This is a genomic window from Rhizobium sp. O111 (assembly GCF_055616315.1).
Genome location: NZ_JBSHXL010000001.1, coordinates 2,442,100 through 2,468,294 on the forward strand (window position 1 = coordinate 2,442,100; position 26,195 = coordinate 2,468,294).

26 protein-coding genes and 1 tRNA gene are annotated in these 26,195 nt (G+C 62.4%); 13 read left to right on the forward strand and 14 right to left on the reverse strand.

Features of this window, described 5'->3' with window-relative positions; all coding sequences use genetic code 11:
• The first annotated feature begins 46 nt into the window (after positions 1–46).
• Together iolG and ACVTFQ_RS12435 are read left to right on the forward strand one after the other, a co-directional pair.
• Complete coding sequence (gene iolG, locus ACVTFQ_RS12430) at positions 47–1,039, forward strand: inositol 2-dehydrogenase (RefSeq protein ID WP_111562987.1); 993 nt, start codon at positions 47–49, stop codon at positions 1,037–1,039.
• 306 nt (positions 1,040–1,345) lie between these two features.
• Positions 1,346–2,491 carry an acyltransferase family protein gene (locus tag ACVTFQ_RS12435; protein WP_112437459.1) on the forward strand — a complete coding sequence of 382 codons (1,146 nt, stop codon included), beginning with the start codon at positions 1,346–1,348 and terminating at the stop codon, positions 2,489–2,491.
• On the opposite strand, the gene ACVTFQ_RS12440 is transcribed toward ACVTFQ_RS12435, so the two are convergent.
• Positions 2,488–3,702 carry an ROK family transcriptional regulator gene (locus ACVTFQ_RS12440; protein WP_111562989.1) on the reverse strand — a complete coding sequence of 405 codons (1,215 nt, stop codon included), beginning with the start codon at positions 3,700–3,702 and terminating at the stop codon, positions 2,488–2,490. The genes ACVTFQ_RS12435 and ACVTFQ_RS12440 overlap by 4 nt on opposite strands.
• Before the next feature lie 229 nt (positions 3,703–3,931).
• Between ACVTFQ_RS12440 and xylF the strand changes: the two genes are divergently transcribed.
• The 4 genes from xylF (at position 3,932) to ACVTFQ_RS12460 (ending at position 7,557) form a co-directional block, all read left to right on the forward strand.
• Complete coding sequence (xylF, locus tag ACVTFQ_RS12445) at positions 3,932–4,972, forward strand: D-xylose ABC transporter substrate-binding protein (RefSeq protein ID WP_018897226.1); 1,041 nt, start codon at positions 3,932–3,934, stop codon at positions 4,970–4,972.
• A gap of 252 nt (positions 4,973–5,224) precedes the next feature.
• Positions 5,225–6,535, forward strand: a complete 1,311-nt coding sequence (locus tag ACVTFQ_RS12450) for a sugar ABC transporter permease (RefSeq protein WP_018897225.1) — start codon at positions 5,225–5,227, stop codon at positions 6,533–6,535.
• A 13-nt stretch (positions 6,536–6,548) separates the two neighbouring features.
• A complete protein-coding gene (locus ACVTFQ_RS12455; protein WP_026282772.1) occupies positions 6,549–7,349 on the forward strand; it encodes an ATP-binding cassette domain-containing protein in 801 nt (266 codons plus the stop codon).
• Positions 7,350–7,480: 131 nt separating this feature from the next.
• Positions 7,481–7,557: transfer RNA gene (locus ACVTFQ_RS12460), tRNA-Arg, on the forward strand.
• A gap of 3 nt (positions 7,558–7,560) precedes the next feature.
• On the opposite strand, the gene ACVTFQ_RS12465 is transcribed toward ACVTFQ_RS12460, so the two are convergent.
• Both ACVTFQ_RS12465 and ACVTFQ_RS12470 read right to left on the reverse strand, forming a co-directional pair.
• On the reverse strand, positions 7,561–8,262 hold the full coding sequence (locus ACVTFQ_RS12465) for a hypothetical protein (RefSeq protein ID WP_146618496.1): 702 nt from the start codon (positions 8,260–8,262) through the stop codon (positions 7,561–7,563).
• Positions 8,263–8,464: 202 nt separating this feature from the next.
• Positions 8,465–8,596 carry a hypothetical protein gene (locus ACVTFQ_RS12470; protein WP_313760254.1) on the reverse strand — a complete coding sequence of 44 codons (132 nt, stop codon included), beginning with the start codon at positions 8,594–8,596 and terminating at the stop codon, positions 8,465–8,467.
• A gap of 180 nt (positions 8,597–8,776) precedes the next feature.
• Here ACVTFQ_RS12470 and ACVTFQ_RS12475 point away from each other — a divergent pair, with 180 nt between their 5' ends.
• The 3 genes from ACVTFQ_RS12475 to ACVTFQ_RS12485 all read left to right on the forward strand — a co-directional run bounded on the left by ACVTFQ_RS12475 (position 8,777) and on the right by ACVTFQ_RS12485 (position 12,557).
• Entirely contained in the window at positions 8,777–10,417 is a 1,641-nt protein-coding gene (locus ACVTFQ_RS12475) for an arylsulfatase (RefSeq protein WP_112437458.1), read from the forward strand.
• Positions 10,418–10,578: 161 nt separating this feature from the next.
• Positions 10,579–11,556: a formylglycine-generating enzyme family protein gene (locus ACVTFQ_RS12480; RefSeq protein ID WP_111562992.1), complete on the forward strand. Its 978-nt coding sequence runs from the start codon at positions 10,579–10,581 to the stop codon at positions 11,554–11,556.
• Positions 11,553–12,557, forward strand: coding sequence for an HAD family hydrolase (locus ACVTFQ_RS12485; RefSeq protein ID WP_181459273.1), 1,005 nt, complete (start codon positions 11,553–11,555; stop codon positions 12,555–12,557). The genes ACVTFQ_RS12480 and ACVTFQ_RS12485 overlap by 4 nt, the downstream gene beginning before the upstream one ends.
• A 20-nt stretch (positions 12,558–12,577) precedes the next feature.
• On the opposite strand, the gene ACVTFQ_RS12490 is transcribed toward ACVTFQ_RS12485, so the two are convergent.
• The 4 genes from ACVTFQ_RS12490 to ACVTFQ_RS12505 form a co-directional block, all read right to left on the reverse strand.
• Positions 12,578–13,555 carry a SphA family protein gene (locus ACVTFQ_RS12490; RefSeq protein ID WP_111562993.1) on the reverse strand — a complete coding sequence of 326 codons (978 nt, stop codon included), beginning with the start codon at positions 13,553–13,555 and terminating at the stop codon, positions 12,578–12,580.
• 104 nt (positions 13,556–13,659) lie between these two features.
• Positions 13,660–15,360, reverse strand: a complete 1,701-nt coding sequence (locus ACVTFQ_RS12495; protein WP_111562994.1) for a tetratricopeptide repeat protein — start codon at positions 15,358–15,360, stop codon at positions 13,660–13,662.
• A gap of 125 nt (positions 15,361–15,485) precedes the next feature.
• On the reverse strand, positions 15,486–15,776 hold the full coding sequence (locus tag ACVTFQ_RS12500) for a hypothetical protein (RefSeq protein WP_111562995.1): 291 nt from the start codon (positions 15,774–15,776) through the stop codon (positions 15,486–15,488).
• Positions 15,777–15,931: 155 nt separating this feature from the next.
• Positions 15,932–16,225: a hypothetical protein gene (locus tag ACVTFQ_RS12505; protein WP_111562996.1), complete on the reverse strand. Its 294-nt coding sequence runs from the start codon at positions 16,223–16,225 to the stop codon at positions 15,932–15,934.
• Positions 16,226–16,388: 163 nt separating this feature from the next.
• Between ACVTFQ_RS12505 and ACVTFQ_RS12510 the strand changes: the two genes are divergently transcribed.
• A complete protein-coding gene (locus tag ACVTFQ_RS12510) occupies positions 16,389–17,000 on the forward strand; it encodes a GNAT family N-acetyltransferase (RefSeq protein WP_111562997.1) in 612 nt (203 codons plus the stop codon).
• A gap of 34 nt (positions 17,001–17,034) precedes the next feature.
• Here the strand turns inward: ACVTFQ_RS12510 and ACVTFQ_RS12515 are convergent, their stop codons facing one another.
• Entirely contained in the window at positions 17,035–17,739 is a 705-nt protein-coding gene (locus ACVTFQ_RS12515) for a hypothetical protein (protein ID WP_313760978.1), read from the reverse strand.
• Positions 17,740–17,935: 196 nt separating this feature from the next.
• On the opposite strand from ACVTFQ_RS12515, the gene ACVTFQ_RS12520 reads away from it, so the two are divergent.
• Positions 17,936–18,097 carry a hypothetical protein gene (locus tag ACVTFQ_RS12520; RefSeq protein WP_018897213.1) on the forward strand — a complete coding sequence of 54 codons (162 nt, stop codon included), beginning with the start codon at positions 17,936–17,938 and terminating at the stop codon, positions 18,095–18,097.
• 134 nt (positions 18,098–18,231) lie between these two features.
• Here the strand turns inward: ACVTFQ_RS12520 and ACVTFQ_RS12525 are convergent, their stop codons facing one another.
• From ACVTFQ_RS12525 to ACVTFQ_RS12550, 6 genes are all read right to left on the reverse strand, one after another.
• The gene (locus tag ACVTFQ_RS12525; protein ID WP_111562998.1) at positions 18,232–18,894 is read right to left on the reverse strand and encodes a GNAT family N-acetyltransferase; all 663 of its coding nucleotides are present in this window, start codon (positions 18,892–18,894) and stop codon (positions 18,232–18,234) included.
• A 137-nt stretch (positions 18,895–19,031) separates the two neighbouring features.
• Complete coding sequence (locus tag ACVTFQ_RS12530; RefSeq protein ID WP_111563021.1) at positions 19,032–20,237, reverse strand: adenylate/guanylate cyclase domain-containing protein; 1,206 nt, start codon at positions 20,235–20,237, stop codon at positions 19,032–19,034.
• A 172-nt stretch (positions 20,238–20,409) separates the two neighbouring features.
• Positions 20,410–21,276, reverse strand: a complete 867-nt coding sequence (locus ACVTFQ_RS12535) for an efflux RND transporter periplasmic adaptor subunit (protein WP_111562999.1) — start codon at positions 21,274–21,276, stop codon at positions 20,410–20,412.
• Positions 21,273–21,482: a DUF1656 domain-containing protein gene (locus ACVTFQ_RS12540; protein ID WP_047515002.1), complete on the reverse strand. Its 210-nt coding sequence runs from the start codon at positions 21,480–21,482 to the stop codon at positions 21,273–21,275. The genes ACVTFQ_RS12535 and ACVTFQ_RS12540 overlap by 4 nt, the downstream gene beginning before the upstream one ends.
• Positions 21,479–23,572, reverse strand: coding sequence for an FUSC family protein (locus tag ACVTFQ_RS12545; RefSeq protein WP_111563000.1), 2,094 nt, complete (start codon positions 23,570–23,572; stop codon positions 21,479–21,481). The genes ACVTFQ_RS12540 and ACVTFQ_RS12545 overlap by 4 nt, the downstream gene beginning before the upstream one ends.
• Complete coding sequence (locus ACVTFQ_RS12550; RefSeq protein WP_181459274.1) at positions 23,562–24,017, reverse strand: MarR family winged helix-turn-helix transcriptional regulator; 456 nt, start codon at positions 24,015–24,017, stop codon at positions 23,562–23,564. The genes ACVTFQ_RS12545 and ACVTFQ_RS12550 overlap by 11 nt, the downstream gene beginning before the upstream one ends.
• 248 nt (positions 24,018–24,265) lie before the next feature.
• Between ACVTFQ_RS12550 and ACVTFQ_RS12555 the strand changes: the two genes are divergently transcribed.
• Together ACVTFQ_RS12555 and ACVTFQ_RS12560 are read left to right on the forward strand one after the other, a co-directional pair.
• On the forward strand, positions 24,266–25,705 hold the full coding sequence (locus ACVTFQ_RS12555; RefSeq protein ID WP_111563001.1) for an efflux transporter outer membrane subunit: 1,440 nt from the start codon (positions 24,266–24,268) through the stop codon (positions 25,703–25,705).
• A gap of 171 nt (positions 25,706–25,876) precedes the next feature.
• Positions 25,877–26,134, forward strand: a complete 258-nt coding sequence (locus ACVTFQ_RS12560) for a hypothetical protein (RefSeq protein WP_111564171.1) — start codon at positions 25,877–25,879, stop codon at positions 26,132–26,134.
• Positions 26,135–26,195: the final 61 nt, after the last annotated feature.

Genomic DNA, 26,195 nt, shown 5'->3' on the forward strand with positions numbered 1-26,195 from the left:
GCCCATCCATTCCGCGAGAGGGAGGCCGAATTCAAGGGAGGTTTATATGACAGTCAGATTTGGTCTTCTCGGCGCCGGTCGTATCGGCAAGGTTCACGCCAAGGCAGTCAGCGGCGATGCCAATGCAAGGCTCGTTGCGGTTGCCGACGCCTTTCCCGAGGCCGCCAACGCCATCGCATCCGCTTACGGCTGCGAAGTCCGCACCATCGAGGCGATAGAAGCCGCGAGCGATATCGACGCCGTCGTCATCTGCACGCCGACCGACACCCACGCCGACCTGATCGAGCGCTTCGCCCGCGCGGGCAAGGCGATCTTCTGCGAGAAGCCTGTCGATCTCTCCGTCGAGCGCGTCAAGGCCTGCATCAAGGTCGTGGACGAGACCAAGGGCAAGCTGATGGTTGGCTTCAACCGCCGCTTCGACCCGCACTTCATGGCCGTGCGCAGCGCGATCGACGACGGCCGCATCGGCGACGTCGAGATGGTGACGATCACCTCGCGCGATCCGGGCGCCCCGCCCGTCGACTATATCAAGCGTTCCGGCGGCATCTTCCGCGACATGACGATCCACGATTTCGACATGGCCCGTTTCCTGCTCGGCGAAGAGCCGGTCGCCGTCACCGCAACCGCCGCCGTCCTCGTCGACAAGGCGATCGGTGAGGCCGGCGACTACGACAGCGTCTCGGTCATCCTGCAGACCAAGTCGGGCAAGCAGGCGATCATCTCAAACTCGCGCCGCGCCACCTACGGCTACGACCAGCGCATCGAGGTGCACGGCTCCAAGGGCATGGTCTCGGCCGAAAACCAGCGCGCCGTCTCGATCGAAGTCGCCAATGGCGAAGGCTATACCCGCCCGCCGCTGCACGATTTCTTCATGACCCGCTACACCGAAGCCTATGCCAACGAGATCGCAAGCTTCATCGCCGCCATCGAAAAGGGCGCCAAGATCTCCCCCTCGGGCGCCGATGGCCTTGCGGCCCTCGTGCTCGCCGACGCGGCCGTCCAGTCGGTCAAGGAAGGCAAGCTGATCAAAATCGGCTGACGGTTTTCTCCCGACCGAAAGCCACATAGGAGATGGCCGGGGCCCGACCCGGCCATTTCTCGTTTTTGCCTCCGGCGCAGTCGCCGTCACCGCCCTACCCTCTGACGCCGCCTGTAACATTCGCCCGGTCCGATCACAAAACGCACCTTGGCTCGGCCCTCGCAAGTGCATTGCCCGCCTTTGCATATTAGCAAATTTTTCGCACGTCCGGCGCATGTTACATTGCGCTAAATATCTAAATTAGCATTGGTTTCCTTCAGTTTTCGGGCCATTCATGCCACCTCCGACGAACCGGGTGACCAATAGATGGCGGAAATTTCGGGCTCTTCCGGGCGAATTGGCAGCCTCGATGGCTTGCGTGGCATTGCGGCTCTATGGGTGCTGATCGGGCACGCAATGCTGCTCACCGGATGGCATCTGCCGCTGATCGGCGACCCCGATCTCGGCGTCGATCTCTTCATCATGCTCTCGGGCTTCCTGATGGTGTTTCACTATCAGCTGCGCCAGGAAAAGGAGCCGTGGTCGGAGATCTCGACATGGTCGAATTTCTGGAACCGCCGCTTCTTCCGCATCGCCCCGCTCTATTACGTGATGCTGGCGATCGCCATCGCGCTTGGCCCAGTCATCTTCAACAGCCGCATGGTGATCGACCACTTCCTTGGCGTGACGCCGCAGCTGCCCGAACGCTATCTCGACGGCAGCCTCGAGAATCTGCTGCTACATGTGAGCTTCCTCTTCGGCCTGTCGCCGGCACACGCCTTCCGCACACCGCTGCCGGATTGGAGCATCAGCCTCGAAATGCAGTTCTACGCGGCCCTGCCCTTCGTGATGCTCTTCATCCACAGGCTCGGATGGCTGCGCGGGAGTATCGGCGTGGTTGTCGCCGGCGTCGCGATCTCCATGGCGCTCCGCCTCACCGGCATCAATTTTCCGATGCCGGCCTTCCTGCCGCTGAAGATGCACGTCTTCGCATCAGGCATGCTGCTTGCCGGCGCGCTCAATGCCGGAAGCGGAAGAGCCTTCGCTCATTTCCTCCTGGCGCTGGCCTTCGTGGCGATCCCGATCGGCGGCGGCATGACGGTGCTTCGCGAAGTCGTACGCCTCGGACTTGTCGTCGCCTTCTTCGCGCTGATCTTCCACGCGCATCTGCCCCGCCCGCTGGCAAACCCGCTGAACCGGATTTCCGATTTCATGGGCAACAGGTTCTGCCACGAGCTCGGCGAACTCTCCTTCGGAGCCTATCTGATCCACCTGCTGGTCATGCAGCCCGTCATTGCCTACCTCATCAAGGCGCATGGGCACGATATCAGCAACTTCCAGCGCTTTCTGCTCTCGATTACGATCACCATCCCGATCGTCTATGCGCTGTCTGCGGTCGGGCACAGGTTCATCGAAATGCAGGGACAGAAGATCGGCAGGACGCTCACTCGGCGCCGGGCGTCGACGGCTTAGCCGAGCCCACCCTGGACGATATCGCCGTCAATGACGGATAGCGCCCGGTTGAGATGCCCCTCGAACACCAACAGCGGCTCGTCGAACACCACCCGCAGTTCGGGCATGCCCTGCATCCTGACCATGTGCGACTGGGCAAGCCCCTCCTCTATCCCCGGCCGCAGCAGATCGTAGTAGCGCGTGCCGGGCCCGGTGATCGCGACCGGCATCCGCTCGGTGAGGCTGAGCAGCCGCGACAGCCCGTTTCCGAGCGCCAGCCCCGCCTGCCGGAAGGCAAAGGCCGACATCCGGTGCCCCTGCCGCGCCCGCGACGCGATCTTGTCCAGTTCGCCGACGGGCACGAACTTCGCCGGGATCGTATCGTCAGGCACTTCGAAGGCCATGCGCAGGATCGCGTAGAACCCGGCATAGGCCTCGATGCACCCCCTGCTCCCGCACCGACAAAGCCCCCCATTGGCCACATGCAGCATGTGCCCAAAATTGGGCGCCGAGATCTCCCGCTCCGCCGGCCCGGCATTGCGGACGATCCCGAGCCCGATGCTGTGACCCAGCGACAGCGCCGCCAGCGACCGCAAGCCCTCGGGATTGCCCGCATCCTCGCGCGCGCCAAGCGCTGCGGCAACCAGCAACGTCTCGTTGTCGAGGATGATCTTCGCCTGCCAGGCAGGCCTCAGCGCCGCCTCGAAATCGATCCGATCGCTGCCGAAGATCGGCGACCACAGGAGCACGGCATCATCCGAGCTCACCAGCCCCTTGCTGCTGATCGAGATCAGCTTGATCTTGTCCCGCGATAGCCGCGAACGCTCAAGCAACCGCTCCAGCCCCTCACCAACAGCATCCGCGAATCGAGCCGCACCATCGGGATCATGCGAGCGGTCCTCACCGAACCGGTCGATCAGCGTGCCGGCATAATCCACCAGCGAATATTGCACGCCATCCGACGAAATGATGACGACGATCAGATAGCCGCTATCGCGCCTCTGACGAAACTGCACGCGCGGCCGCCCCCGGCCGCTTGCCGCCTGCTGCTCGGACTTTTCGATCACCTCGCCCTTCTCGAGATCGGCGGTGATCGCCGAAATCGTGGCCGAGGAAAGTCCGGTGAAATCAGCTATTTCGGTATGGGACAGCGCGCCATGACGCCTCAGCGCGGCAAGCACCAGCACGCTGTTGCGCTGGCGCACCAGTTCCGTGCTCGATCTGGTCAGCATGAAGGCCGCCCTATTCCCGCGTGCATTCCACCCCTCGTTCACACCGCATCTCCAACAACCTCCACGTGAGAGATCATTCACAGGTAGTGCGGTGTTGACAGTTGAAAAATTCTCTGACACTTAATTTCTCGACTGTCGAGAAAATAATGAAAACCTTTCCCGACAGCACATCGCGGCGGCCGGAGGAACCACTGGCTGGGGCTGGCCGCATTCTATTCGGGAGGATATTATGAAGCATGTTTTGAAGCTGATGGCAGGTGCTGCCATCCTCGTATCGGTGCATACCGCCGCTATGGCAGCCGACCTCGTGGTCGGCGTCTCGTGGTCCAACTTCCAGGAAGAGCGTTGGAAGACCGACGAAGCCGCCATCAAGAAGGCGCTTGAAGCCAAGGGCGCCAAGTACATCTCCGCTGATGCCCAGTCGTCCGCTGCAAAGCAGTTGACCGACGTTGAATCGCTGATCTCGCAGGGCGCCAACGCCCTCATCGTTCTCGCGCAGGACTCGGACGCAATCGGCCCGGCCATCGAAAAGGCTGCCGCTGAAGGCATTCCTGTTGTCGGCTACGACCGCCTGATCGAAAACCCGGCCGCATTCTACATCACCTTCGACAACAAGGAAGTCGGCCGCCTGCAGGCTGAAGGCGTGTTCAAGGTCAAGCCGGAAGGCAACTACGTCTTCATCAAGGGCTCCTCTTCCGACCCGAACGCGGACTTCCTGTTCGCCGGCCAGATGGAAGTCCTGAAGGCTGCCGTTGACGCGGGCAAGATCAAGAACGTCGGCGAAGCCTACACCGACGGCTGGCTGCCGCAGAACGCCCAGCGCAACATGGAACAGTTCCTGACCGCCAACAACAACAAGGTCGACGCTGTTGTTGCTTCCAACGACGGCACGGCCGGCGGCGCGGTTGCTGCTCTCGACGCACAGGGCATGGCAGGCACCGTGCCGGTTTCCGGCCAGGACGCCGACAAGGCAGCTCTGAACCGCATCGCGCTCGGCACCCAGACGGTCTCCGTCTGGAAGGACAGCCGCGAACTCGGCAAGCGCGCCGCTGAAATCGCGCTCGACCTCGCCGGCGGCAAGACCATGGACAAGATCGACGGCGTCACCGCCTTCGAAGGCGGTCCGAAGAAGGTGAAGATGCAGTCCATCTTCCTGAAGCCGCAGGCGATCACCAAGGACAACCTGAACGTCGTCATCGACGCAGGCTGGATCACCAAGGCTGAAGCTTGCCAGGGCGTAAAGGCCGGCAGCGTCAAGGCTTGCGACTAATCCTCGCCAGCTGAGCCAACACACCGGCGCCGTGGCGATCTCGCCGCGGCGCCGGATGCGGATGGAGCCCCAATGAAGCGCTCCCCGCCTCGCAACGCACCGCGAACGCTTTGATTCCCTGCCGCAACGATGCCGCGCCCCACGCGGCCGCTTCGGAAGTCTCTCGGTGGTCGATTTGAAGAACAGGGCACCTCGGCAAGGGCTTTCGGGCGCCCGCGCCAGAGCCCAAACAATGGGGGAAACGGCAAACCCATGGCAAACATCACGCAATCCTCATCGAGCCATCCGCGCTCGGCGGAGGGTAACCCTTTCACGCGCTTCCTGCGCGCAACCGAGATCGACACGCGCCTGCTCGGCATGGTCGCGGCACTTCTGGTCATCTGGATCGGCTTTCATCTCTACACCGGCGGGCTGTTTCTGACGCCGCGCAACCTCTGGAACCTCTCGGTCCAGACCACCGAGATCGCGGTTCTCGCGACCGGCATGGTGCTCGTCATCGTCACCCGCAACATCGACCTGTCGATCGGCTCGATGCTCGGCCTCGTCGCCATGATCATGGGCGTCGTCCAGGCGAAGTTCCTGCCGCAATATCTCGGCTTCGACAATTCCTGGACCTGGCTGATCACACTCATCTGCGGCCTGATCGCCGGCACGCTGATCGGCCTCTTCCAGGGCGTCATCATCGCCTTCCTGGGTGTGCCCTCCTTCATCGTCACGCTCGGCGGCTTCCTCGCCTGGCGCGGCCTTGCCTGGTACGTCACCTCAGGCCAGACGGTCGCCCCCCTCGACACCACCTTCCGCATCATGGGCGGCGGTGCGGAAGGCTCCGTCGGCGCCACATGGAGCTGGATCATCGGGCTGATCGCCTGCGTGCTGATCATCGTCGGCATCATCAGCTCGCGCCACCAGCGCAAGCGCTTCAACTTCCCGCGCCGGCCGCTCTGGGCCGAGTATTTCCTAGTTGTTCTCGGCTGCGCGCTGGTGCTCGGCGCCATCTGGGTCTCGACGATCTATTACTGGCCGGTGGCGATCGCCAAGAAATACGCCGAAGCCAACGCCATCGCATGGCCGGAAACGGGGCTCTTCATCTCCTACGGCATCGCCGTGCCGGTCCTGATCGCCGTTCTCGTCGGCATCGTCATGACCTTCATCGCCACCCGCCTGCGCTTCGGCCGCTATGTCTTCGCGATCGGCGGCAATCCTGAGGCAGCCGAGCTCGCCGGCATCAAGACCCGCTGGGTCACGGTGCGCATCTTCGCGCTGATGGGCTTCCTGGCAGCCGTTGCCGCGGCGATCTCCACCGCCCGCCTCAACGCCGCCGCCAACTCTCAAGGAACGACCTACGAGCTGTACACCATCGCGGCGGCCGTCATCGGCGGCACGTCGCTTGCCGGCGGCACCGGCACGATCGCCGGCGCCATGCTCGGCGCGCTCGTCATGCAGTCGCTGCAGTCGGGCATGGGTCTCGCAAACGTCGATACCCCCATACAGAACGTCGTCGTGGGCGCGGTTCTCGTCGTTGCCGTCTGGCTCGACACCGTCTATCGCTCGCGGTCGAAGTAAGAGGAGCCTGGATATGACTGATCAACGCACTTCCCCAAGCCCGAACACTCCTCTCGTGGAACTGAAGAACATCTCGATCTCGTTTGGCGGCATCCACGCCGTGGACAATGCCTCGGTCGATCTCTACCCCGGCGAAGTCGTCGCCCTTCTCGGCCACAACGGCGCCGGCAAGTCGACGCTCATCAAGATCCTCTCGGGTGCCTACAAGCGCGACAGCGGCGAAATCATGATCGACGGCGAACCCGCCGATATCAAGAACCCGCGCGACGCCAAAAAATACGGCATCGAGACGATCTACCAGACGCTCGCCGTCGCCGACAACGTCGATGCCGCCGCCAACCTCTATCTCGGCCGCGAGATCCGCACCAAGTGGGGCACGCTTGACGACGTCGCCATGGAGGCCTCGACCCGCGAGGTGATGGGCCGCCTCAACCCCAACTTCCGCCGCTTCAAGGAGCCGGTGAAGGCGCTCTCGGGCGGCCAGCGGCAATCGGTGGCGATCGCCCGCGCTATCCTCTTCAACGCCCGCATCCTGATCATGGACGAGCCGACGGCAGCCCTCGGGCCGCAGGAGACCGCGCAGGTGGGCGAGCTGATCAAGCAGTTGAAGAAGGAAGGCATCGGCATCTTCCTCATCAGCCACGACATCCACGACGTCTTCGACCTCGCCGACCGCGTCTCCGTCATGAAGAACGGCCAGGTGGTGGGCCACGCCCGCACCGAGGACGTGACCAAGGACGAAGTGCTCGGCATGATCATCCTCGGCAAGGTCCCCCCAAAGGCCATCCCCGGCCCCGGCGCCATGCAGGTGTGATCAGGCAAACCACGACAAGGAAGGTCCGCCGATCGACAGAACGGCGGACTTTTCATTTTGGTGATTGAAGCCGGCCAAAAGCTAGGCTAAGAACCACCCATCGGACAGGCGATTCAAACCGCCTCAGGCATGCACCCGTAGCTCAGCTGGATAGAGTGTTGGATTCCGATTCCAAAGGTCACAGGTTCGAATCCTGTCGGGTGCGCCATTTTTATTCGCCAGCAGAAATGCGTGGATTTCCATAGGAAAGTGCGGCAACTGCCCATTCGTTGATCTGCGTCTGATCCTTGAGTTTATACGCAGCGTGAATCTTGTCCCACAGACCTATTGCGCCTTTCAAATCAGTTGGAGCGCATAGTGCGCAACGGTTGTGTGTGAAGAAGTGGTGATGCCACCACCAAGCATTAGACGCCACCAACTCCCCCGCCCTCATCGGATCCAAGTGACCGTGGTGGACGAGATAGTCCATTCGCTGAAAAAAACCGACGATCTGCCAAAACTGGCCATCGTCCGATCCAACTCGAGTGCTTGGGTCCTCAAACCGTTTCCAAACCTCTAATCGTTCAGGCATAAGAGACACAAATTCCCGATGCAGGCTCAGCGCCAGTTCCGCTTGAAAAACATCCGTTTGCTTATTGGTGAACTCCGCTTGAGCTCTAGCCTCCAATGCCAAAGCTTTAGCTTCCTGGGCCTGCGCAAAAAGCGCCTCTCTATTGAGGGCTAGGTCTTTGGACTGTAGGTGTACCGCATAGATTACCCAGAAAATCGACACGGGAGCGAGTACGCCGGAAAATACGTCAGCCCAGTCGTTTGACGCCAAATGCTCGCTAGGCCAAATCAGCCAAAGAATACCTACAGCCCAAACTACCGTCGCGACCAAGGGAATCGCAAATGGTGAAAGCGTCGCTTTCATGAACCCTCCAATGAACTTGAACGTCAGCTTAGCTTCCGACCGCCGTAGGATCAGAGCCACGCCTCATTCAAAAGCATCAATGCTCAGCTTGGTAAACGGCCACATCAGGATGATAGCGATCACCCCAAAGCAGGAAGTGCTGGCCAAATCGACGATCCCGGTTCCGGTCGTAAAATAGCGGTTGGCGCTCGCGACGCCGCCCCTATTTCACCTCTTCGAAATCCCCCGGCTTCCAGCTACCGTCAAAGGCCGGCTTGTCCGGACCGTAGATGCGGATATAGGCGAACCAGCGGTCGCGGACCTCGAGATCGATGCCGGCAAGTACACACCCCACACCCAGCCGCCCCGTTTACGCACCGGTTACACCATCATTTACCGTTACGTACTTCCACCCGCGCGCATAAAGCGAAAGGCTCCCCTCGCGTCGGCTGACGACGATCGAGATCCGGCGGCACCGGCCGCCCGGCACAAGGGAGCCCGCAATGTTGAACGATCCATCGGTGAGGAGCGCGTCATGACGAACTCACTCCCCAAGAAGCTGTTTTCGGCAACGGTCGCGGTCGCGATGGCGCTGACGTCGACCACGTTCCTGTCTCCGGCCAGAGCCCAGCAGGCAGCGTCGGCAGCCCCTGCGCCCGCCGCCGATGCCGCGGCTACCCAGGACACATCCAAGCCCAACATTCTCGTCATCTTCGGCGACGACATCGGCCAGACCAATATCAGCGCCTATTCCTTCGGGCTCGTGGGCTACAAGACGCCGAACATCGACCGCATCGCCAAGGAAGGCATGATGTTCACGGACTATTACGCCGAGAACAGCTGCACCGCGGGCCGTTCGACCTTCATTACCGGGCAGGTCTGCCTGCGCACCGGCCTTTGCAAGGTCGGCATCCCCGGCGCGACGGTCGGCCTGCAGCCGCGTGACATCACCATCGCCCAGGCCCTCAAGCCGCTCGGCTACGCGACCGGCCAGTTCGGCAAGAACCATCTCGGCGACCGCGACGAGTTCCTGCCGACGAAACACGGCTTCGACGAGTTCTACGGCAACCTCTATCACCTGAATGCCGAGGAAGAGCCCGAGCGACCCTACTATCCGAAGGGCGACGAGGAATTCGTGCGATCCAATGCGCCGCGCGGCGTCCTGAAGGCGTCGGCGGACGGCAAGATCGAGGATACGGGTGCGCTCACCACCAAGCGCATGGAAACCATCGACGACGAGACCACCTCGGCGGCGATCGATTTCATGGACCGGCAGGTCAAGGCCGGCAAGCCTTTCTTCACCTGGATGAACACGACCCGCATGCATGTCTTCACGCATGTCAGAGACTCGATGAAGGGCCAGAGCGGCATGCCGGGCAACGAATATGCCGATGGCATGGTCGAGCATGACGGCGACGTGGGCAAACTGCTGCAGGCGCTCGACGACCTGAAGGTCGCCGACAACACGATCGTCGTCTACACCACCGATAACGGCCCCAACCAGTTCTCCTGGCCGGATGCGGCAACCACAGCCTTCCGCAGCGAAAAGGACACGAACTGGGAAGGCGCCTTCCGTGTTCCAGCGATGATCCGCTGGCCGGGCAAGATCAAGGCCGGCGAAGTGTCGAACGAGATGATGTCGGGCCTCGATTGGTTCCCGACCCTGCTCGCCGCTGCCGGCGATGGCGACATCAAGGAGAAGCTTGCGAAAGGCACCTCGATCAGCGGCAACCAGTTCAAGGTTCACCTCGACGGCTTCAACCAGCTTCCCTATCTCAAGGGCGAGCAACCCAAGTCCGCGCGTGACGAGTTCTTCTACTTCAACGACGACGGCGAACTCGTCGCCTATCGCTACGACAACTGGAAGATCGTCTTCTGCGAACAGCGGCAGCCGGGTGGCTTCGTGGTATGGGCCAATCCGTTCACCTGCCTGCGCGTGCCGAAGGTGTTCAACCTCAGAATGGACCCCTACGAGCGCGCGGATGTCGTGTCGGATCAATATTACGACTGGGTGATGAAGAACGCCTATCTCGTGCAGTACGGCGTCTACAAGGTCGCGCCCTTCCTGCAGACGTTCCGCGAATATCCACCGAGCCAGCGGCCCGCGAGCTTCAGCGTCGACCAGATGATTTCGGCGCTGATGAACTCGATCGACCAGGGTCCAGGCGCGAAATAGCGGAAAGCCGAATTGCCGGGCGCGGCACGATCGCGCCCGGTACATTTCGTCTATCGCGCATTTACGGCCCCGTACCGTAAACGCGGCCGGCATTTACCGTTGCGTACTTACCTCGCGCGCGCGCCTGCGCGATGCTGGGCCCTCACAATCGGGAGACAGCGATGGCGCTTGCGTTCGAGAAGATCGAAACTTCGGAAGCAGCACCGGAAGGAATGCGCTGGATCGAGGGCGGCACCTTCACTATGGGATCAGACCACCATTATCCCGAGGAAGCGCCGGCGCATCCGGTGACGGTGGATGGGTTCTGGATCGATGAAACGCCCGTCACCAATCGCAAGTTCATGGAGTTCGTGAAGGCGACCGGCCATGTGACCATGGCGGAGAAGGCGCCGGATGCGCGCGATTATCCGGGCGCGCTGCCCCACATGCTGCGGGCCGGCTCCCTGCTCTTCACGCAGCCGAAGACGGTCAACGGTACCGACATCTCGCAATGGTGGAGCTTCAAGTTCGGCGCCAACTGGCGTCGCCCGCTCGGCGGTATCAGCGACCTGCGAGGCAGGCTGGACCACCCGGTCGTCCACGTGGCCTGGTCGGATGCGAAGGCCTATGCCGACTGGGCGGGCCTCGAGCTTGCCACGGAAGCGGAATGGGAGTTCGCCGCGCGCGGCGGATCGGAGAGCGAATATGCCTGGGGCGACGAGCTCTCGCCCGATGGCAAGGCGATGGCGAACACCTGGCAGGGCATATTCCCGACGCAAACCACCAAGGCCAAGGGCGAGGAGCGGACATCGGCGGTTCGCTCCTTCCCGCCCAATGGTTACGGCCTGTACGACATGATCGGCAATGTCTGGGAGTGGACATCGGACTACTGGACAACGCGCCATCCGGAGCCCGCGAAACATTCCTGCTGCATCCCTAGCAATCCGCGCGGGGGTGAAGCGGAGGCGAGCTACGATCCGCGCCTGCCCGATATCCCCATTCCGCGTCGCGTGCTGAAGGGCGGCTCGCATCTCTGCGCGCCGAATTACTGCCGCCGTTACCGCCCCGCCGCGCGGCACGCCGAACCGGAGGATACATCGACCAGCCACGTCGGCTTCCGCTGCATCAAGCGGGTTGCGCGCAAGGGAGAAGCACGATGACCGCAATGCGAACTTTCCTGGCCGCCGCCCGCGCCTGCCTGCTCGCCGTGACCCTGCTTGCCGCACCGGCGGTGGCGCTTGCGCAGGAACCATTAGCCTCGTGGAACGACACCCCTGCCCGGCAACGGATCATCGATTTCGTCAAAGCCACGACGACCGAGGGCAGCGACGGCTTCGTTGCTCGCGATGATCGCATCGCCGTCTTCGACAATGACGGCACGCTGTGGACCGAACAGCCCTTCTATATCCAGCTCGGCTTCATGCTCGACCGGGTGAAGACGCTGGCGCCCGAACATCCCGAATGGAAGACCAAGGAGCCCTTCGCCAGCATCCTGAATGGCGACTTGAAGGGCATCGCCCGGGGCGGAGAAATGGGGATGGTCGAGCTCGGCATGGCAACGCATGCCGGCATGACGACGGATGAGTTCGAAAAGATCGTGACCGATTGGTTCGCGACCGCGAAACACCCGAAATCCGGCCGGCCCTACACCGAGATGACCTTTGTGCCGATGCGCGAACTGCTGGACTATCTGCGCGCCAACGGCTTCACCACCTATATCGTCTCCGGCGGCGGCGTCGAATTCATGCGGCCGGTGACGGAAAAGCTCTATGGAATCCCACCGCAACAGGTCGTCGGCAGCACCATCGCCACCCAATATGCGATCGTTGACGATGTGCCGGTACTGAAGCGCCTGCCGAAGATCGATTTCATCGATGATGGCCCCGGCAAGCCCACCGGCATCAACAAGTTCATCGGCCGCAAGCCGATCTTCGTGGCCGGCAATTCCGATGGCGATTATGAGATGCTGCGTTGGGTCACGGCCAGGAAGCCCGGCTTCGCGCTTATCGTGCACCACACCGATGGCGCGCGCGAATATGCCTATGACCGCCAATCCGCCTTCGGCAAGCTCGACAAGGCGCTGGACGAGGCCGAACGCCGCAACTGGCTCGTCGTCGACATGAAGAACGACTGGAAGAAGGTCTTCGCCTTCGACCAGTGATCCAGATAGTGTCGCGCGGTCTACTGCACCGCCACCGGCTTGGTGATCGACAGCGGCATCGAGATCGTCAGAAACACCGAGTCTCCCTCCGCCCGGTTCTCGGCGGCGAACTCGTGGTAATATTTGATCCGCGCCGAGATCGGCAGCTCGCCGGCCTTGAAGTTCCAGCCGATCGTCGCACCGATTGCCGCTACGCGTCCCTTGAACGGACCGAATGCGCCCTCGCCGCTATCCCCTGTCAGCTGGTCGTAATAGTAGCCCACCAGACCGGCGTCGAACTGCTCGTTGAAATGCTGCACGGCCGCCCATTCGAAGTGGAACTCGGTGCCGGTGCGATAATTCGTATCGGGGTTCTCGCCGTTGAAGGTCACGCCGATCGCCGCCGAGAGATCGAGGCCGATCTCCGGATCGAGCCATGTTCCGGCGGCGCTGACGTCAGCGCCCCAGCGGTGAAACGCGATGTTGGAGATCTCGCCATCCTGATAGTCCCCGATCGGGATGTTGACGAGAACGCCCGTGGTCCAGTGGAAGTTGCCGGCATCCCAGCCGAGCGTGCCGCTGACGAGCGGGTCGCCAACGGTAAAGATCGTATCCTTGGTGGCGCCGGAGAGCACACCACCACGAGGACCTGAGAGCGTCAGATCGGCGATCGTCTCTTGCCAGCCGACAGGGATGGTCGCCCCAAGCCCAAGCCGCCCGCCCATCACTTCCTCGGGAATGACCCACATGACGGTCGGCGCCACGAGCGCCGCCTTGCCCTCGACGCCGACGGCGACCCGGCCGCCGGTCGGAAGCTGCGTGCCGCCGCCGAGATCGCCCTTGTAGAGCCAGATGTCGTTTTGAAGGTAGACGCCGGGTGGCGGGAGAATACCCGCGGCAGGACCCTTGCCGCCGAGCAGATAGAAGCCGGCGCCGCGTTCGGCGGCGGTGGCCATGTGCGCGCAGGCAAGCATCGATGCGCCGGCAAGAAGCGCTCCGGTCGGAAATCTCAGTTTCATGCTCTTCCCCTCATTCGTCCCGCGGCAGGCTTTTTACGCCACCTTGGAACCTTCAATCCCCCCATTCGCCGTCACAAGTACGCAACGGTAAATGTGCCCGTAAATCACTGCCCCGAAATGCTCGCGACGGCCTCGAAGCTCGCGCCCGCCTTCCCAAGCCCCGTCTCCAGGCTTGTGACGAGATCGGCCCGAAGCTGCGCCATTTTCGCCGCCTGACGGAATGCCGCAACGAATGCCGCCCGATCAGTTGCCGCCTCCCCCAGACGCTGCGCCGCGCTATCCGCGCCGAGCTCGCCAAGCGCGGCCACGCGAATGGCCCGCGTCAGCATGTCGTTGCCGACGGCCTGCTCGGCGGCAAGCGACGCCTCCGACCACCGCGCGTTCCTGTAGGCATCAAGTGCCAGCACCAGCGAGGCGTCGCGCGGCGGCGTCTCTTCCATCGCGACAGCCTCCCGCGCAAGGTCGTTCGCCGCCTTGAAATAGCCGGTGGCAAAGAGCACGAGGCTGAGCGACGCGGCATTCGCCGAATTGTTGGGATTGAGCGCCATCGCCCTGTTTCCGGCATCGATCGCCGCATCCAGCCTTCCGCTGGCGAAACGCGCCGCCATCAGCGCCCCCTGCGCGCGATCGGAAAGTGGCGCGGTGGAAACCGCAGATTTCGCCATCTCAAGGGCTTGTGGAATGGTTGCGGTATCGCGGGCATAAAGCCGCGCCAGCATTGCGCTGGTGTCGGGATCCTCGGGATCAGCCGCCAGCGTCCGCTCCAGGCATCCGCGAAGCCCGTCCGCACCGCCGCCGCTGTCACTGCCGTCGAGCATGAATTCTGCCCTGGCAACGCAGGCATTGCCTAGAGCCTCCGCCGGAGCCTCCCTCGCTTCGAGCGCGTTGATCACGCCACGCGACGACGCGATCTGCCGCGACACCGCGCCGGCGATCTCGAGCCTTATCGTCGCCGGCTCCTTGCCTTCGGTCTCAACCCGCTCCAGCCCCGATTTGAGCAATGTGCCGCTCGCGGTATCGACGACCTGCCACCAGACGGAGCGATCGTCACTGTCGGCGTAGTATTTGAGATCGACCTCGTAGCCTCGCCGCGCCGGCTGGGTCGGCGACCCCGGCCTCGTCACCACGATCGTGTCGAAGGCGGAGAGCGCGGTCAGTAGCGTGTCGCGGGCCACACTCGCCTCGCCCGCCATGTCAGGCGAAGCCGCGCTCATCAGGATGGTGACGGCGGGCTTCAGCGTAACCACGGGACGATCGATCGCCTTCCAGCCCACGATGCCCGCAAGCGCCAGCAGCCCGACGCAAAGCGCGGCCGGCATCCAGCGTCGCGACATTGGAGAACTTGGCAATGACACCGCGGCGTCATCCGGCCCGCTATCGGCCAGCGCTGTGTATGCATGATGGGCAAGTTGGGTTGGCGCTGTCTGCGCACGACCGTCCACGACAGCCTGCGGAAACAGCGCGACATAGCTGCCTTTCGGAATATGGACAGAGACGCCCAGTTCAGCGCCGAAGGCAGCATAATAACCATCGAGCGCGGCTCTGAGACGGCTGATCTCGATCCTGACGATCGGGTCGATGGAGGCATCGAAGTTGCTGGAGCGCCCAAGCACGTCGAGCGCGATCGAATAGGCTTTCACACCCTCGGTGCATCCTGCAAACCGGCGCTCGGCGAGGTAGCGCAATATGTCGCGCTGCCGGTCCGACACCCGGAAGCGGCCATCCGCAAGGAGCCGCTCCAGCTCCGCCTCGGCCTCTTCAAGGCTGACCTCGCATGCCCTCTCACCGTGTACTTCAGCACTCATGGGCTGCCCCCCGATACGCACTGACCACTAAAGCAGAACAGGAAAACTATCGCGCACTTAACATTAAGTTGCAATACGAAACGCTAACAAGCCAAATAAATGATACATTTCGTGACAGGTACGCTTCAATTTCGGATATGTGAATTCGTGCGTAGGATGTGCTGGGTTACATCATCCTCGATGCCGGAACAGAGCCCTTCATATTCGCTGGTCCGCACTTGGTCACCTGCCCTGCGAAAAGTCTCGAGCGCGACCGCGGCGATCTCATAGGCCTCGAAGAGCTCATAGAGATCAGGCGATCGCGATGCGGCGGCCTGTAGGCTCGTGCGCAATGCGGGCAGCTTCAGCATAAGCCGCGCGAGGCCGCGCCGCGCCGCGTCGCTGGTCGTTCCGCCTGTCCCTCCCTGCCTGTTCATCGTCGTGAAGGCCTCCCCGCAAGGGTAATCGAGAAAGACTAGAGGCAGTGTCCCGTCGGCGTAAGTACGCAACGGTAAACAACGCGACGTTACGCCGGCACAACAGGCTCGGCGCGCCACCCAGGTGGATTTTTACGGGGAAGGCAGCGTCGATATCACTGCGGCTTACCGGCAGGATCGGCGTCCCGAATGCCCGCGCCATCAGCGCCCCCCGGCTGCACCACACGCTGTTGCCCCGCCCCCACCCGGATCCACCAGGTATTCGACAAGACGGGGGCCGCAAGCGCGCCGTCGTGCGGGTTGGGCTTGATGACGTCACGGACGGAGATCATGGCGCCCGGCGGTGTGCGCCTGGCCGCTTTCTCCTGCGCCAACAGCGTCGGCGCATGGCCCGCGACCGCGGCGGCGATGACGAATGATGTGAGCGATACTGTCCTGTTGCACAGCATGAGCATTCATCCAGCGGGAGATGAAAGGGAGTGTAAGGCCGAAAGCCTAAGGAAGGGAAGTGGTCGTTGAAAATACTGTTGCCAAGGGCTGGGCGACAATGCGAGATCGGTTGGTTTCGCCAGCACTTGCAGGCCCCGACGACGAAGAGCAAGGACGCCTTGAATGAAGACCAATCCGCCTCTGCCGATGGGCTATTCCGAACTGCCGCGTGGCAAGCTCGCCAATGTCGTGACCTGCCTGGAAATGCGCGAGAAGCCCGACGTCAGCGTGCCGGCCCCGGGCGCCCTGCGTTTCGAGCGCTGGCAAGCACCTTCGCTCGACGACTATCGCCAGCTGTTTCGCGAAGTCGGCGAGAATTGGCTCTGGCTGTCGCGGCTGATCATCAGTGACGAAAAGCTCGCAGCGATCATCCATCATCCCGATGTCGAGATTTATACGATCCTGTCGGAAGAAGGCCGCCGGATCGGCCTGCTCGAGCTCGATTTCCGAGAGGCGGGCGAATGCGAGCTGGTGTTCTGCGGCCTCGTTCCCGATGCAATCGGCCAGGGCGCCGGCAAGCTGCTGATCACCCAGGCGGTTGCCCGCGCATGGGCGCGGCCGATCAACCGCTTCTGGCTGCACACCTGCCACTTCGATCATCCGTCGGCCATCTTCTTCTACCAGAAGGCCGGCTTCAAACCCTATGCCTTCCTGGTGGAGGTGATCGACGATCCGCGCCTCTCCGGCCATATGCCGGAGACAGCGGCTCCGCACGTCCCGCTGCTTCGCCCCTGATCGGCAAATCGGTCAGGACCACAAAACAGCGGCGTTATCGATCGTAGCGCCGCCGCATCTCGGCTGCCGCCAAAGGCAGGGCGGCACTCGCGACAGCGCCGAGCGGCAACCGCCGAAGCAATTTGGTCGCGACGAAGGTGACGGCCATGGCACCGGCAAGCTTCGCCCACGGATAAGACCCTAGCTGCTCGTGAGCGCTGGCATCCGCCCATTTGGCATTGGCGCTGACAACCGTCCCCGCCTGCTCCCTTATGACATGAAGCCGGGCGCGCAGATTGTCGACCTCTTCCTGAAGCCGCCGCAGCGATCCTTCCTCGTCGAGCATGTCTTCATCGGCCACGTGATCGTCTTCGAAGACATAATCGGCCGGCGGCCCTTGCTGGCCCTCCTCGGCGGGCGCGTCGGCCTCAAGAGCAGACAAGTGCTCCCGCAACGCGGCCTCCGTCTCAAGACCTTCTACCTTGCCTTTTTTGCCGCTGGCGGCCTCGCTGGTCTTCATCGACGCAGCCGACGACGCGGCCACCGCCGGGTGCTCGCGAAGTTCGTCCGCCGCGATAAACACGTCGGTCTCTCCCGCTTCGTGATCGGGATGCGACACCTCGACATCGACGCTGTCTGCAAGCTCAAGCGCCTGCTCCGCGTTCATGATACCCACGGCCACGCGCCCTTCCTCGGATGTGACGGCGACCTCGACGATGGGGGGGTTCGACTTCTTTTTCACGCCAGTCTTTTTTTCCATGCAAAGTCTCCTTTGGCAGGGAAACACCTGCGGGACTCGATGGGTTCCATGACAGCTCAATCAAATTCGCTGCGACAGACCGTCTCTGGAACGCAGGCTTCCCAATCCCCATATATGTCTGGACCACGGAGCAGATATCGCGACGAACCGCGATCCGCCTTCCGCGATAACCCACACAATGGATTGGAGAAAAAGGATGGCTCAAGCCACACGAACGGCTGCGTCCGAAGGACCCTATGATGCGGTCACGCTTGCCAAGAAGCACCGCATTTCGGTCGAGGACGCCAAGCAGATCATCGAGCAATACGGCGACGATCGCAAAGCGTCCGACAAGGCCGCGCGGCGCATCGCCGTCTGAGATGCAATGCGGCGGCCAGGAAACCCGGCCGCCGCATACGTCAAAAATAGTTTTATAATATCAACGCATTGCCGCCAATTGCGGAATCACATCGCCAAGCGCCTCAACAAGCGCTCGAAGTCGTCAGCAAGAGCTCAATCGAAGCGCAGCTTGCTTTTCTGCTGCCCAGCATCGTCGAAATTGTCGGGATCGAGCCAAGCCTCGTAACCGGCCTTCAGCCTCGGCCAGTCGGCATCGATCATCGCGAACCACGCGGTGTCGCGGTTCTTGCCCTTGGCCACCATATGCTGGCGAAACACGCCTTCCAAGGTAAAGCCGAAGCGCTCAGCCGCCTTCTTCGACGGCTCGTTCGAATTGTTGCACTTCCATTCGAAACGGCGATAGCCGAGCTTGTCGAAGGCAAGCTTGGCGAAGAGATAAAGCGCCTCGGTCGTCACGCGGCTACGCGCGATCGCCGGTCCCCACAAGATGTTGCCGATCTCGATCACCCCATGCGTGGCATCGATGCGCATCAGCGCCTGACGCCCCTCGGCCCGGCCGGTGCGCTTGTCGATGACGGCGAAGAACATCGGATCCGCCGACGCCTCGGCCTTTTCCAGCCACGCCGTAAAGGCTGCCATGTCGGCGGGCGCGTCCTCGAAGAGATAGCGGAAGCGATCGTCGGCGCCGGGCTGCTGTGCCGAAGCGAGCAGGTCGCGCCCATGGCGGCCGGCATCAAGCGGCTCAAGCCTGACATAGCGTCCTTCGAGAGCAATACGCTCCGGGCGCTCCACGCCCTTCCAGTTCGAGAGATCCATCGAAAATTCCCCATTGCGCGATGAAGCGGCCCTGCCTCCTCGACCGAGGGGCCGCTGTATTGATGTGCTGTTTTAGAGGCTGCCGAATTACTTGGCGAGGTCTAATTTGGCCAATGGCAATCTCAGAACCGCCACCGTCACAGCGTGGGCAGAAGCGTGAAGAGTTCCTGGGCGCGGTTGACGCCACGCAGCGCGTGCTGGCCGATCGACATCAGGTCGATCTGCGTGGATGGAACGATCGCCGCGAAGCTTGCCGACATCAGCACCTTGCGCTGCAGCGATCGACAGAGCGACACGATGCGGCTGACCTCATTGACGGCAGGGCCGATGACCGTGAAGTCGAGACGGTCCTTGCTGCCGATATTGCCGTAGAACACATCGCCCATATGCAGGCCGAGATAGACATCGGTCACCGGCCGGCCCTCAATGCGGCGCTGCGCCGTCAGGTCCGAAAGACGCTTGTCGAGCAGCGTCCGCGCCTTCAGCGCCGAAAGGCAGGCCTCGCTCGGCTTCTCGTCCTTGAAGATCGCAAGCGTGCCGTCGCCCATCAGCTTCAGCACCTCGCCGCCAGCCTCCTGCACCGAGGAGATCACCGCATCGGCATAATCGTTGAGCATCGGAATGATTTCTTCCGGATCGACCGTGTCGGAGATGTGGGTGAAATTGGCGAGGTCGGAAAACCAGAGGGCTGCGGAAATCCTGTCGCTGCGCCCGCGCGTGATCTTGCCGTGCAGCACCTGGTTGGCGGCGTCGTCGCCGAGATAGACCTTGGCGATCGTTCCGGCAACACCGCTGACTGTCACGCATTTGACGGCCAATGCCAGACATGGAAGCAGCTCGCGCAGTGCCGCCAGATCCTGCTCCGAAAAGCCGTCGGCCGCGCGGGTGGCGAAATGCGAGAAGAAGCAGTCGATCTCGCCGATCGCTCCCTCATCGCCGAAACGATGCGCCATGGCGACAAAGTCGGTAAAGCCTGCCGCTTTCAATTCGTCGAGAAGATAGAAATCGGCCGCGTCGCCACGGAGGAAGGAGCGGCGAACCTCGTTTCCGCCTTCGACCTCGAGATAGTGAAACGCCGAGCGCAGCCAGTTGTCGGCGAAATTGCCCGCCCCGGCGACGCCATAGGCAGAGACACGCTCGACGGCCTCCAAGGCGTCCCACCTGAACGCGCGACCTTCATAAAGCGGATGCAGCGTATCGATGACGGCGACCGACCGGCCGATCGGGAGGCCGTTCGCGACGCAGCGCTCGCAGAAGCCGTCGAGCAGGTCGGCCTCGGACAGGCCTTTCAGCCCGCTTTGCATCAGCCATGTGGTGATTTCGATGACGTGGCGATCGTCCACGGGTGTCTCCTGATCCCGGATCATTGAGAATATCCGGGCATTCGTAGGTTCAGGCATGCGCGGACGGGCTTAATCCGCGCATGCCTCGTCACAGCCCTTGAAGGACCCGTGGGCCGTAACGTGTTTGGTCATGCGCAAAGTACCGAACCGGATGCCTCACGCCATGGTTAGATCACTCGACGATCGTAACGCTTGCCGTGCGACCGGCGACCAGCGCGGTTTCACCCGGCGCCCCGTCGAGCGTCACCCGAACGGGAACGCGCTGCGCCAGGCGAACCCAGGTGAAGGTCGGCGTGACATTGGCGAGCTGCGCACCCGTATCGCTGCGCTCGCGGTCTTCTATGCCACTGGCAACGCCGGTGACGCGGCCCTTGAGCGGCTTTTCGCTGCCCATGAGATAGACCAGCGCTTCATCGCCAATCTTGATGCGATCGAGCTTGTTTTCCTCGAAATAGCCGGAGATGTAGTAGGAGTCGGTGTCGATCAGCGCCGTCACGGCACTGCCCGCTGTCACGTAATTGCCGGGACGCATCGAGAAGTTGGTGAGCACGCCGTTGACGGGTGCGCGCACGACCGAGCGGTCGAGGTTGAGCTGCGCGGTATCGCGGCTGATGACGGCCTGGTTATAGGTCGCCTCGTCCTGCTGAACCGTGGTCTCCGCCTGCTGGATCTTCTGCCGGGTCACCGAGCTCTCGCCGAGCTTGCGGTAGAGATCGAGATCGCTCTTGGCCATGTCGAGCGCGGCCTTGCTGCTCTCCATCTGCGCCTCGGCCTGGCGCAGCGCCAAAGCAAAGCGAGCCTGGTCGATGCGGAAGATCACGTCACCCTTCTTGACCGTCTGGTTGTCGGTCGCATCGACTTCGCTGACGATGCCGGACACGTCCGATGCCAGGTGAACGACATCGGCGCGAACCTTGCCGTCACGCGTCCACGGGTCGTTCATGTAGTAGTCCCAGAGATGCCAGCCCAGCACACCGGCCAGCGCCACGACGACACCGGTAAGAAGGAAGCGGCCGGAATAAGCGAGAAGCGATTTCATAATGACACCTTGTTCAAAGATAGCGCCAGCGCGCCGAGCAGGCAGAAATACATGGCCGTATCGAAGAGTGGCCGATGCCACACGAGACGATAGAATCCGATGAAGGCCAGGATCCGCCGCAGGATGGAGTTGAGAAAGAAGGCAACAACGGCAATTGCCGCGAGCGTTGGTATGAAGACGCCATAAAGATCGAGTTCCGGTCTCATGCCGCATTCTCCTTTGCGAGTTGTCCGCCGGCCTGAATGGTCGCGTCAGGCATCACGAAATTCGCATCCGGATACAGATTGTAGCGAAGCGATGTGATGGCCCGTCGTGCGCCCTCGACGGCCGATGACGGATTCTGGTTGATGAGGTCGACCAACGATGTGTCGATCGCCTTCAAGAGGCCCTCGCCCGGCTGGGCGTGGCCATGTTTTTGCTTTTGCTGGTAGAGGCCGGCAATTCCCGACAGAACCTCGTCGACATCCTTTCGGCTGTCGCGCGTCAGCAGCTGCCGGTGGCGCTGCAGTTCCATCGTGTTCAGGCCATTGCGCAGATCGCCAAGGATGTCGTTCTGGGCGACGGCGGATTCGACCGGAATGCGCGCCAGGCGCGGTGCAACCAGACCGAAGCGATCCACCATGCGGTAGAGCAACCTTGCGAAGTCAGGGGCATCCGACTTGCGCGCCACTGCAACGATATCCGCCCAGCCGGCGCGCAGCACGCGGTAGGCCGTCCACTCCGCGCCGACGGAGCGCACCAGCACCGTGGTGCCGCAGGCAATCACCAGGCCAACAACCATTGCCATGTTCGAATTCAGGAACGAACTCAGGTCTGGGTTCAAGCGATCCTGCAGGGCCAGCATGTTCGGAAAGTTGACGCCGAAGCCGAGGCCGTAAATCATCAGCGAGGGTTTTGGCATCAGCACGCCGGCCGGAATGAGCACGAGGCCCAGAGCAGCCGCCAGCGGCAGGTAGCCATGCACGAGCGGCAGCAGGCCGAACTCGAAGACGAAGGCCACGGCGACCGCGAAGATCGACACATACATGAACTTCAGCATCATCGGTGCCGGATCGTCCATCGTCGCGAAGATGCAGCAAAGCACGCCCGCCATCATGGCGGCAGCGCTACCCTGTGACCAGCCGGTGAGGATCCAGAGCCCCGCGGCAATGAAGGTCGCCAGCATCACCGAGAGACCCGAATGGATCGCCATGCCGTAGTCGCGGTGGATCGGTGCGCGGTCGAATAGCGTACCGAAACGCTGCCAGCGCAGTTCGCGGCGGCCGCCGGTTTCGATGTCGTCGCGCAGCGCCAGACAGTCGCTCCATATCTGCAGCAGGTCGCGCAGACGGGAGGTGAAATTATGGGCGAGAAGGCCGTTCCATTCCTGCTGCTCGCGGCCTTCCTGCTCGGCCTTTTCCATCAACGCAAGAATTTCCTGCCGCTCGACCTCGCCATAAGGAGCCTCATTCGACAGCAGTTCAGTCACGCGCCTGATCAACTCATTGGCCGAGACGGTGAGCTTGCCGTCGGTCGCCTTGCGGAAGGCATGAAGGAGATCGGCCAGACCGGAGACAACGGGCAGCATGGCGACCATGCGCTGCTGCAGCGTGCGTGTGCGCCCAACCATGTCGCGCAGACCCGACGTGTCGTAGGCAACATGCGTGGTGAAGCTGTGCAGATCGACCGCATCGGCAGCCAGCTTCCGAGCGGCCGCCTGCAGCGCGTCGCTCTTGTCGCTGCTGTTCAGCGTGCTGATGGCGAGTGCCGCGATATCGTGAACCCAGCTATTCATACGTGCGGCGAGCACGGGACCGGCATGGCGCGGAAAGACCAGACGGCTCACAAGCGCAACGCAGATGATGCCGAGCGCGATCTCCTCGACGCGGGCAACCGGATAGGTGAAGGCGGTTTCGGGGTTGGCGACGATCGGAAAACCGGTGAGCGCCGTCGTATAGCCGGCCAGCATGAAGGAATAGCTGCGCGGCGTGCGGTCGAGCAGGCTGACACCAAGGCAGAACGCCATCCAGAGCGCGATCGCCAGCGTCAGAAGCTCCGGTGAATTGACGAGATTGGGCACCAGAATGATGGTCATCGCGCCACCGATGGCGGTGCCGATCAGGCGATAGATCGCCTTCGACGTGCTGGCACCCGACAGCGGGTGCGCGACGATGTAGACCGAGCCAACAGCCCAGTAGGGATTCGTCAGATCGAAGCAAAGCGCGATCAAAAGCGCCAGCATCGCCGCGGTGAAGGTCTTGATGGAGAAAACGACATCCCAGATGCTCGGGGAGATCGGATTGTGGCTACTCGTCATTGTCCTGCGTTCCGGTTATCGCCGCGGTTCGATCCGCGACGGCGCGCAAAACCTCGATAGCGGCATCGACCTGGTCGGGGTCGAGATCGCCAAGGATTTGCTCTCGCAACTTTGCCGCACAGCGCTCGGCGCGCTCGGCGACCGCTGTGCCCTCCCCGGTAAGCTGCACCAGCTTGATCCTCCGGTCCGCCTCGTCGGCGACCCGGCAGATCAAGCCATCATTCTCCAAACTGTCGAGCACACGCACGAGCGTCGGCCCTTCCACCCCGACCCGTTCGGCCAGCACATTCTGCGGGATCCGGTCACCATGCCGGATGAGCGCGATAAGCGGTGCGGCGCTGGCGTCGGAAAGCTTGTGGTCGGTCAAAACGGCGTTGAGCGCACGGCGCCATCCACGCCCGCAGATCATCAGTAAGGGTGCGAACTCGGTCCAGGTCTTCTTCATGTTCGTTGTCATGGAATTAGATAACATCCTATCGATTTGAATTCAATGATATTGGTGCATAGCTGCCATTCGATAGTTAGCGAACTCTTATCCGCCCATTGTCTGGTGATCCCCCTATCAGCGCGCCGAGCCCCCCTGCGCGTAGCTTGCCATGTGAAGTTGCTCCACGACATGGAAAGTAAAAATTAACCATAAGCGATAATAGATTGTTAGCGAACCGCCTTGCGGTCATCGCCTATGGAGATTTCATGCGCCGCATCGCAATTCTTGCCGGATTATCCGTTCTCGCGGGCTGTGTGAGTGGCCCGGATCATGTCCCCCCGGAGATGCCCCTCCCGGCCAAGTTCAATGAAGGCTCTGCCAAGGCCGACGGCGACGTCTCGACGGTCGCCTGGTGGACCGCCTACCGCGACACCCGCCTGAACGGACTGGTGGTCGAAGGTCTCAATGAGAACCTGTCGATCCAGCAGTCGCTGGAGCGCATCAACGCCGCTGCCGGCAATGTCACGGTCGCTGGCGCCGGCGCCCTGCCGAGCCTGGTGGTTGGCGCTTCGCACACCACGAGCGGTTCGCTCGGCTCGCTGGCCGACAGCCGCGCCGCCACCAACACGACCGGCGCCAACGCCAATGTCGGCTGGCTGCTCGACCTCTTCGGCCAGTATCGCCGCTCGAAGGAAAGCGCCCAGGCCTCGCTCGACGCCGCCTACTCGACCGCCGACGTCGCCAAGCTCACCTATCTCCAGGATCTGGTGAACTCCTACATCAACGCCCGCTATTATCAGGAGCGCATCGCGCTCTCCAAGGCCAACCTGAAATCGCGTCAGGAAACCTACGAGCTGACCAAGTTCCAGCTCGATGCCGGTGCAGCCTCGCGTCTCGACGTCGTGCAGGCCGAAGGTCTGGTGCAGTCGACCCAGGCTGAAATCCCGGGTCTGGAAACCAACTTCCGCGTTGCCGCCCACCACATCGCCACCCTGCTCGGCAAGCCGGCCGGCTCGATGGTCGCTGAACTGCAGCGCGGCGGCTCGCAGCCGGTCTTCCGTGCCGGTATCGTCTCCGGCGTTCCGGCCGACCTGATCCGCAATCGTCCCGACATTCGTGTCGCCGAGCGCAATCTGGCCGCCGCCACCGCCAATATCGGCATCGCCATCAGCCAGCTCTATCCGACGATCTCGCTCTCCGGCTCGATCTCGCCGACCTATGTGCGCCCGGTTGGCGCCAATGGCGGCCTGACCAGCTGGTCCTTCGGCCCGACGCTGACGCTCCCGATCTTCGACGGCGGCCGCCTGCGCGCCAATGTCGATATCGCCAAGTCCGACGCCAAGACCCAGTATCTCGCCTGGAAGCAGGCGGTTCTGCAGGCGGTCGAGGAAGTGGAAAACGCGCTGTCGGCGGTTCGCCGCGATGCGCAGACGGTGGCCGCGCTCCGCGCCCAGGTCAAGACGACCCAGGAAACGCTCGATCTGTCGACCGCCAGCTACAAGGACGGCGCCTCCTCGCTGCTCGACGTCCTCGACGCCCAGCGTCAGGTCTCGCTCGCCCAGGCAAGCCTGGCCGCAGCCGTCCAGCAGATGGCAACCGACTACGTCGCGCTCAACGTCGCCATCGGCGGCGGCTACAACCCGGGCGGCAACAACGCCCCGGCCAAGCCGGTCGCCGCAAAGGCAAGCACTGCAAAGGCAGGCTGAGACGACAGCAATTGAGAAAAGCCCCGGTTCGCCGGGGCTTTTTTGAGCACTCGTCGTGTACCATACCGTAAGATACGCCCCTTGCTCATCCGCATCCTGTAAAATCGCTCCCGGTTTCGACTGATCGTCGCAACCGCTCCAGCACCAGGACGAAAACAAGGGAGTGAGGCAATGGGCAAGTTGAAACCGTTATGCGCCGCGCTACTGGCGGGACTGTTCGTGGCGACCCTACCCGATGTATCGTGGAGCACAGAGCAGGCGCAGCAGCGCCGGGCGGGGCGTGACGTCAAACAGACCACACGGCAGAGTGCGCGCGATACGAAGCAGGATTGCCGCGCCGCCAATCAACAAAGCAACGCGGCATGCCGGCAGGACAAGCGGCAGACCAAGCAGAGCGGTCGGCAAACCGCGCGCGACCTGAGATACTGAAACGCCACGGAGACACGCAACGCTCCGCTTCGACGAAGCGCTGCGTACCTCTCTAATGTTG

Excerpts from the sequence above, each read along its gene's own strand:
- iolG (WP_111562987.1), top strand. The coding sequence starts at position 47 with ATGACAGTCAGATTTGGTCTTCTCGGCGCCGGTCGTATCGGCAAGGTT.
- ACVTFQ_RS12435 (WP_112437459.1), top strand. The coding sequence starts at position 1,346 with ATGGCGGAAATTTCGGGCTCTTCCGGGCGAATTGGCAGCCTCGATGGC.
- ACVTFQ_RS12440 (WP_111562989.1), bottom strand. The coding sequence starts at position 3,702 with ATGCTGACCAGATCGAGCACGGAACTGGTGCGCCAGCGCAACAGCGTG.
- xylF (WP_018897226.1), top strand. The coding sequence starts at position 3,932 with ATGAAGCATGTTTTGAAGCTGATGGCAGGTGCTGCCATCCTCGTATCG.
- ACVTFQ_RS12450 (WP_018897225.1), top strand. The coding sequence starts at position 5,225 with ATGGCAAACATCACGCAATCCTCATCGAGCCATCCGCGCTCGGCGGAG.
- ACVTFQ_RS12455 (WP_026282772.1), top strand. The coding sequence starts at position 6,549 with ATGACTGATCAACGCACTTCCCCAAGCCCGAACACTCCTCTCGTGGAA.
- ACVTFQ_RS12465 (WP_146618496.1), bottom strand. The coding sequence starts at position 8,262 with ATGAAAGCGACGCTTTCACCATTTGCGATTCCCTTGGTCGCGACGGTA.
- ACVTFQ_RS12475 (WP_112437458.1), top strand. The coding sequence starts at position 8,777 with ATGACGAACTCACTCCCCAAGAAGCTGTTTTCGGCAACGGTCGCGGTC.
- ACVTFQ_RS12480 (WP_111562992.1), top strand. The coding sequence starts at position 10,579 with ATGGCGCTTGCGTTCGAGAAGATCGAAACTTCGGAAGCAGCACCGGAA.
- ACVTFQ_RS12485 (WP_181459273.1), top strand. The coding sequence starts at position 11,553 with ATGACCGCAATGCGAACTTTCCTGGCCGCCGCCCGCGCCTGCCTGCTC.
- ACVTFQ_RS12490 (WP_111562993.1), bottom strand. The coding sequence starts at position 13,555 with ATGAAACTGAGATTTCCGACCGGAGCGCTTCTTGCCGGCGCATCGATG.
- ACVTFQ_RS12495 (WP_111562994.1), bottom strand. The coding sequence starts at position 15,360 with ATGAGTGCTGAAGTACACGGTGAGAGGGCATGCGAGGTCAGCCTTGAA.
- ACVTFQ_RS12500 (WP_111562995.1), bottom strand. The coding sequence starts at position 15,776 with ATGAACAGGCAGGGAGGGACAGGCGGAACGACCAGCGACGCGGCGCGG.
- ACVTFQ_RS12505 (WP_111562996.1), bottom strand. The coding sequence starts at position 16,225 with ATGCTGTGCAACAGGACAGTATCGCTCACATCATTCGTCATCGCCGCC.
- ACVTFQ_RS12510 (WP_111562997.1), top strand. The coding sequence starts at position 16,389 with ATGAAGACCAATCCGCCTCTGCCGATGGGCTATTCCGAACTGCCGCGT.
- ACVTFQ_RS12515 (WP_313760978.1), bottom strand. The coding sequence starts at position 17,739 with ATGGAAAAAAAGACTGGCGTGAAAAAGAAGTCGAACCCCCCCATCGTC.
- ACVTFQ_RS12520 (WP_018897213.1), top strand. The coding sequence starts at position 17,936 with ATGGCTCAAGCCACACGAACGGCTGCGTCCGAAGGACCCTATGATGCG.
- ACVTFQ_RS12525 (WP_111562998.1), bottom strand. The coding sequence starts at position 18,894 with ATGGATCTCTCGAACTGGAAGGGCGTGGAGCGCCCGGAGCGTATTGCT.
- ACVTFQ_RS12535 (WP_111562999.1), bottom strand. The coding sequence starts at position 21,276 with ATGAAATCGCTTCTCGCTTATTCCGGCCGCTTCCTTCTTACCGGTGTC.
- ACVTFQ_RS12540 (WP_047515002.1), bottom strand. The coding sequence starts at position 21,482 with ATGAGACCGGAACTCGATCTTTATGGCGTCTTCATACCAACGCTCGCG.
- ACVTFQ_RS12545 (WP_111563000.1), bottom strand. The coding sequence starts at position 23,572 with ATGACGAGTAGCCACAATCCGATCTCCCCGAGCATCTGGGATGTCGTT.
- ACVTFQ_RS12550 (WP_181459274.1), bottom strand. The coding sequence starts at position 24,017 with ATGAAGAAGACCTGGACCGAGTTCGCACCCTTACTGATGATCTGCGGG.
- ACVTFQ_RS12555 (WP_111563001.1), top strand. The coding sequence starts at position 24,266 with ATGCGCCGCATCGCAATTCTTGCCGGATTATCCGTTCTCGCGGGCTGT.
- ACVTFQ_RS12560 (WP_111564171.1), top strand. The coding sequence starts at position 25,877 with ATGGGCAAGTTGAAACCGTTATGCGCCGCGCTACTGGCGGGACTGTTC.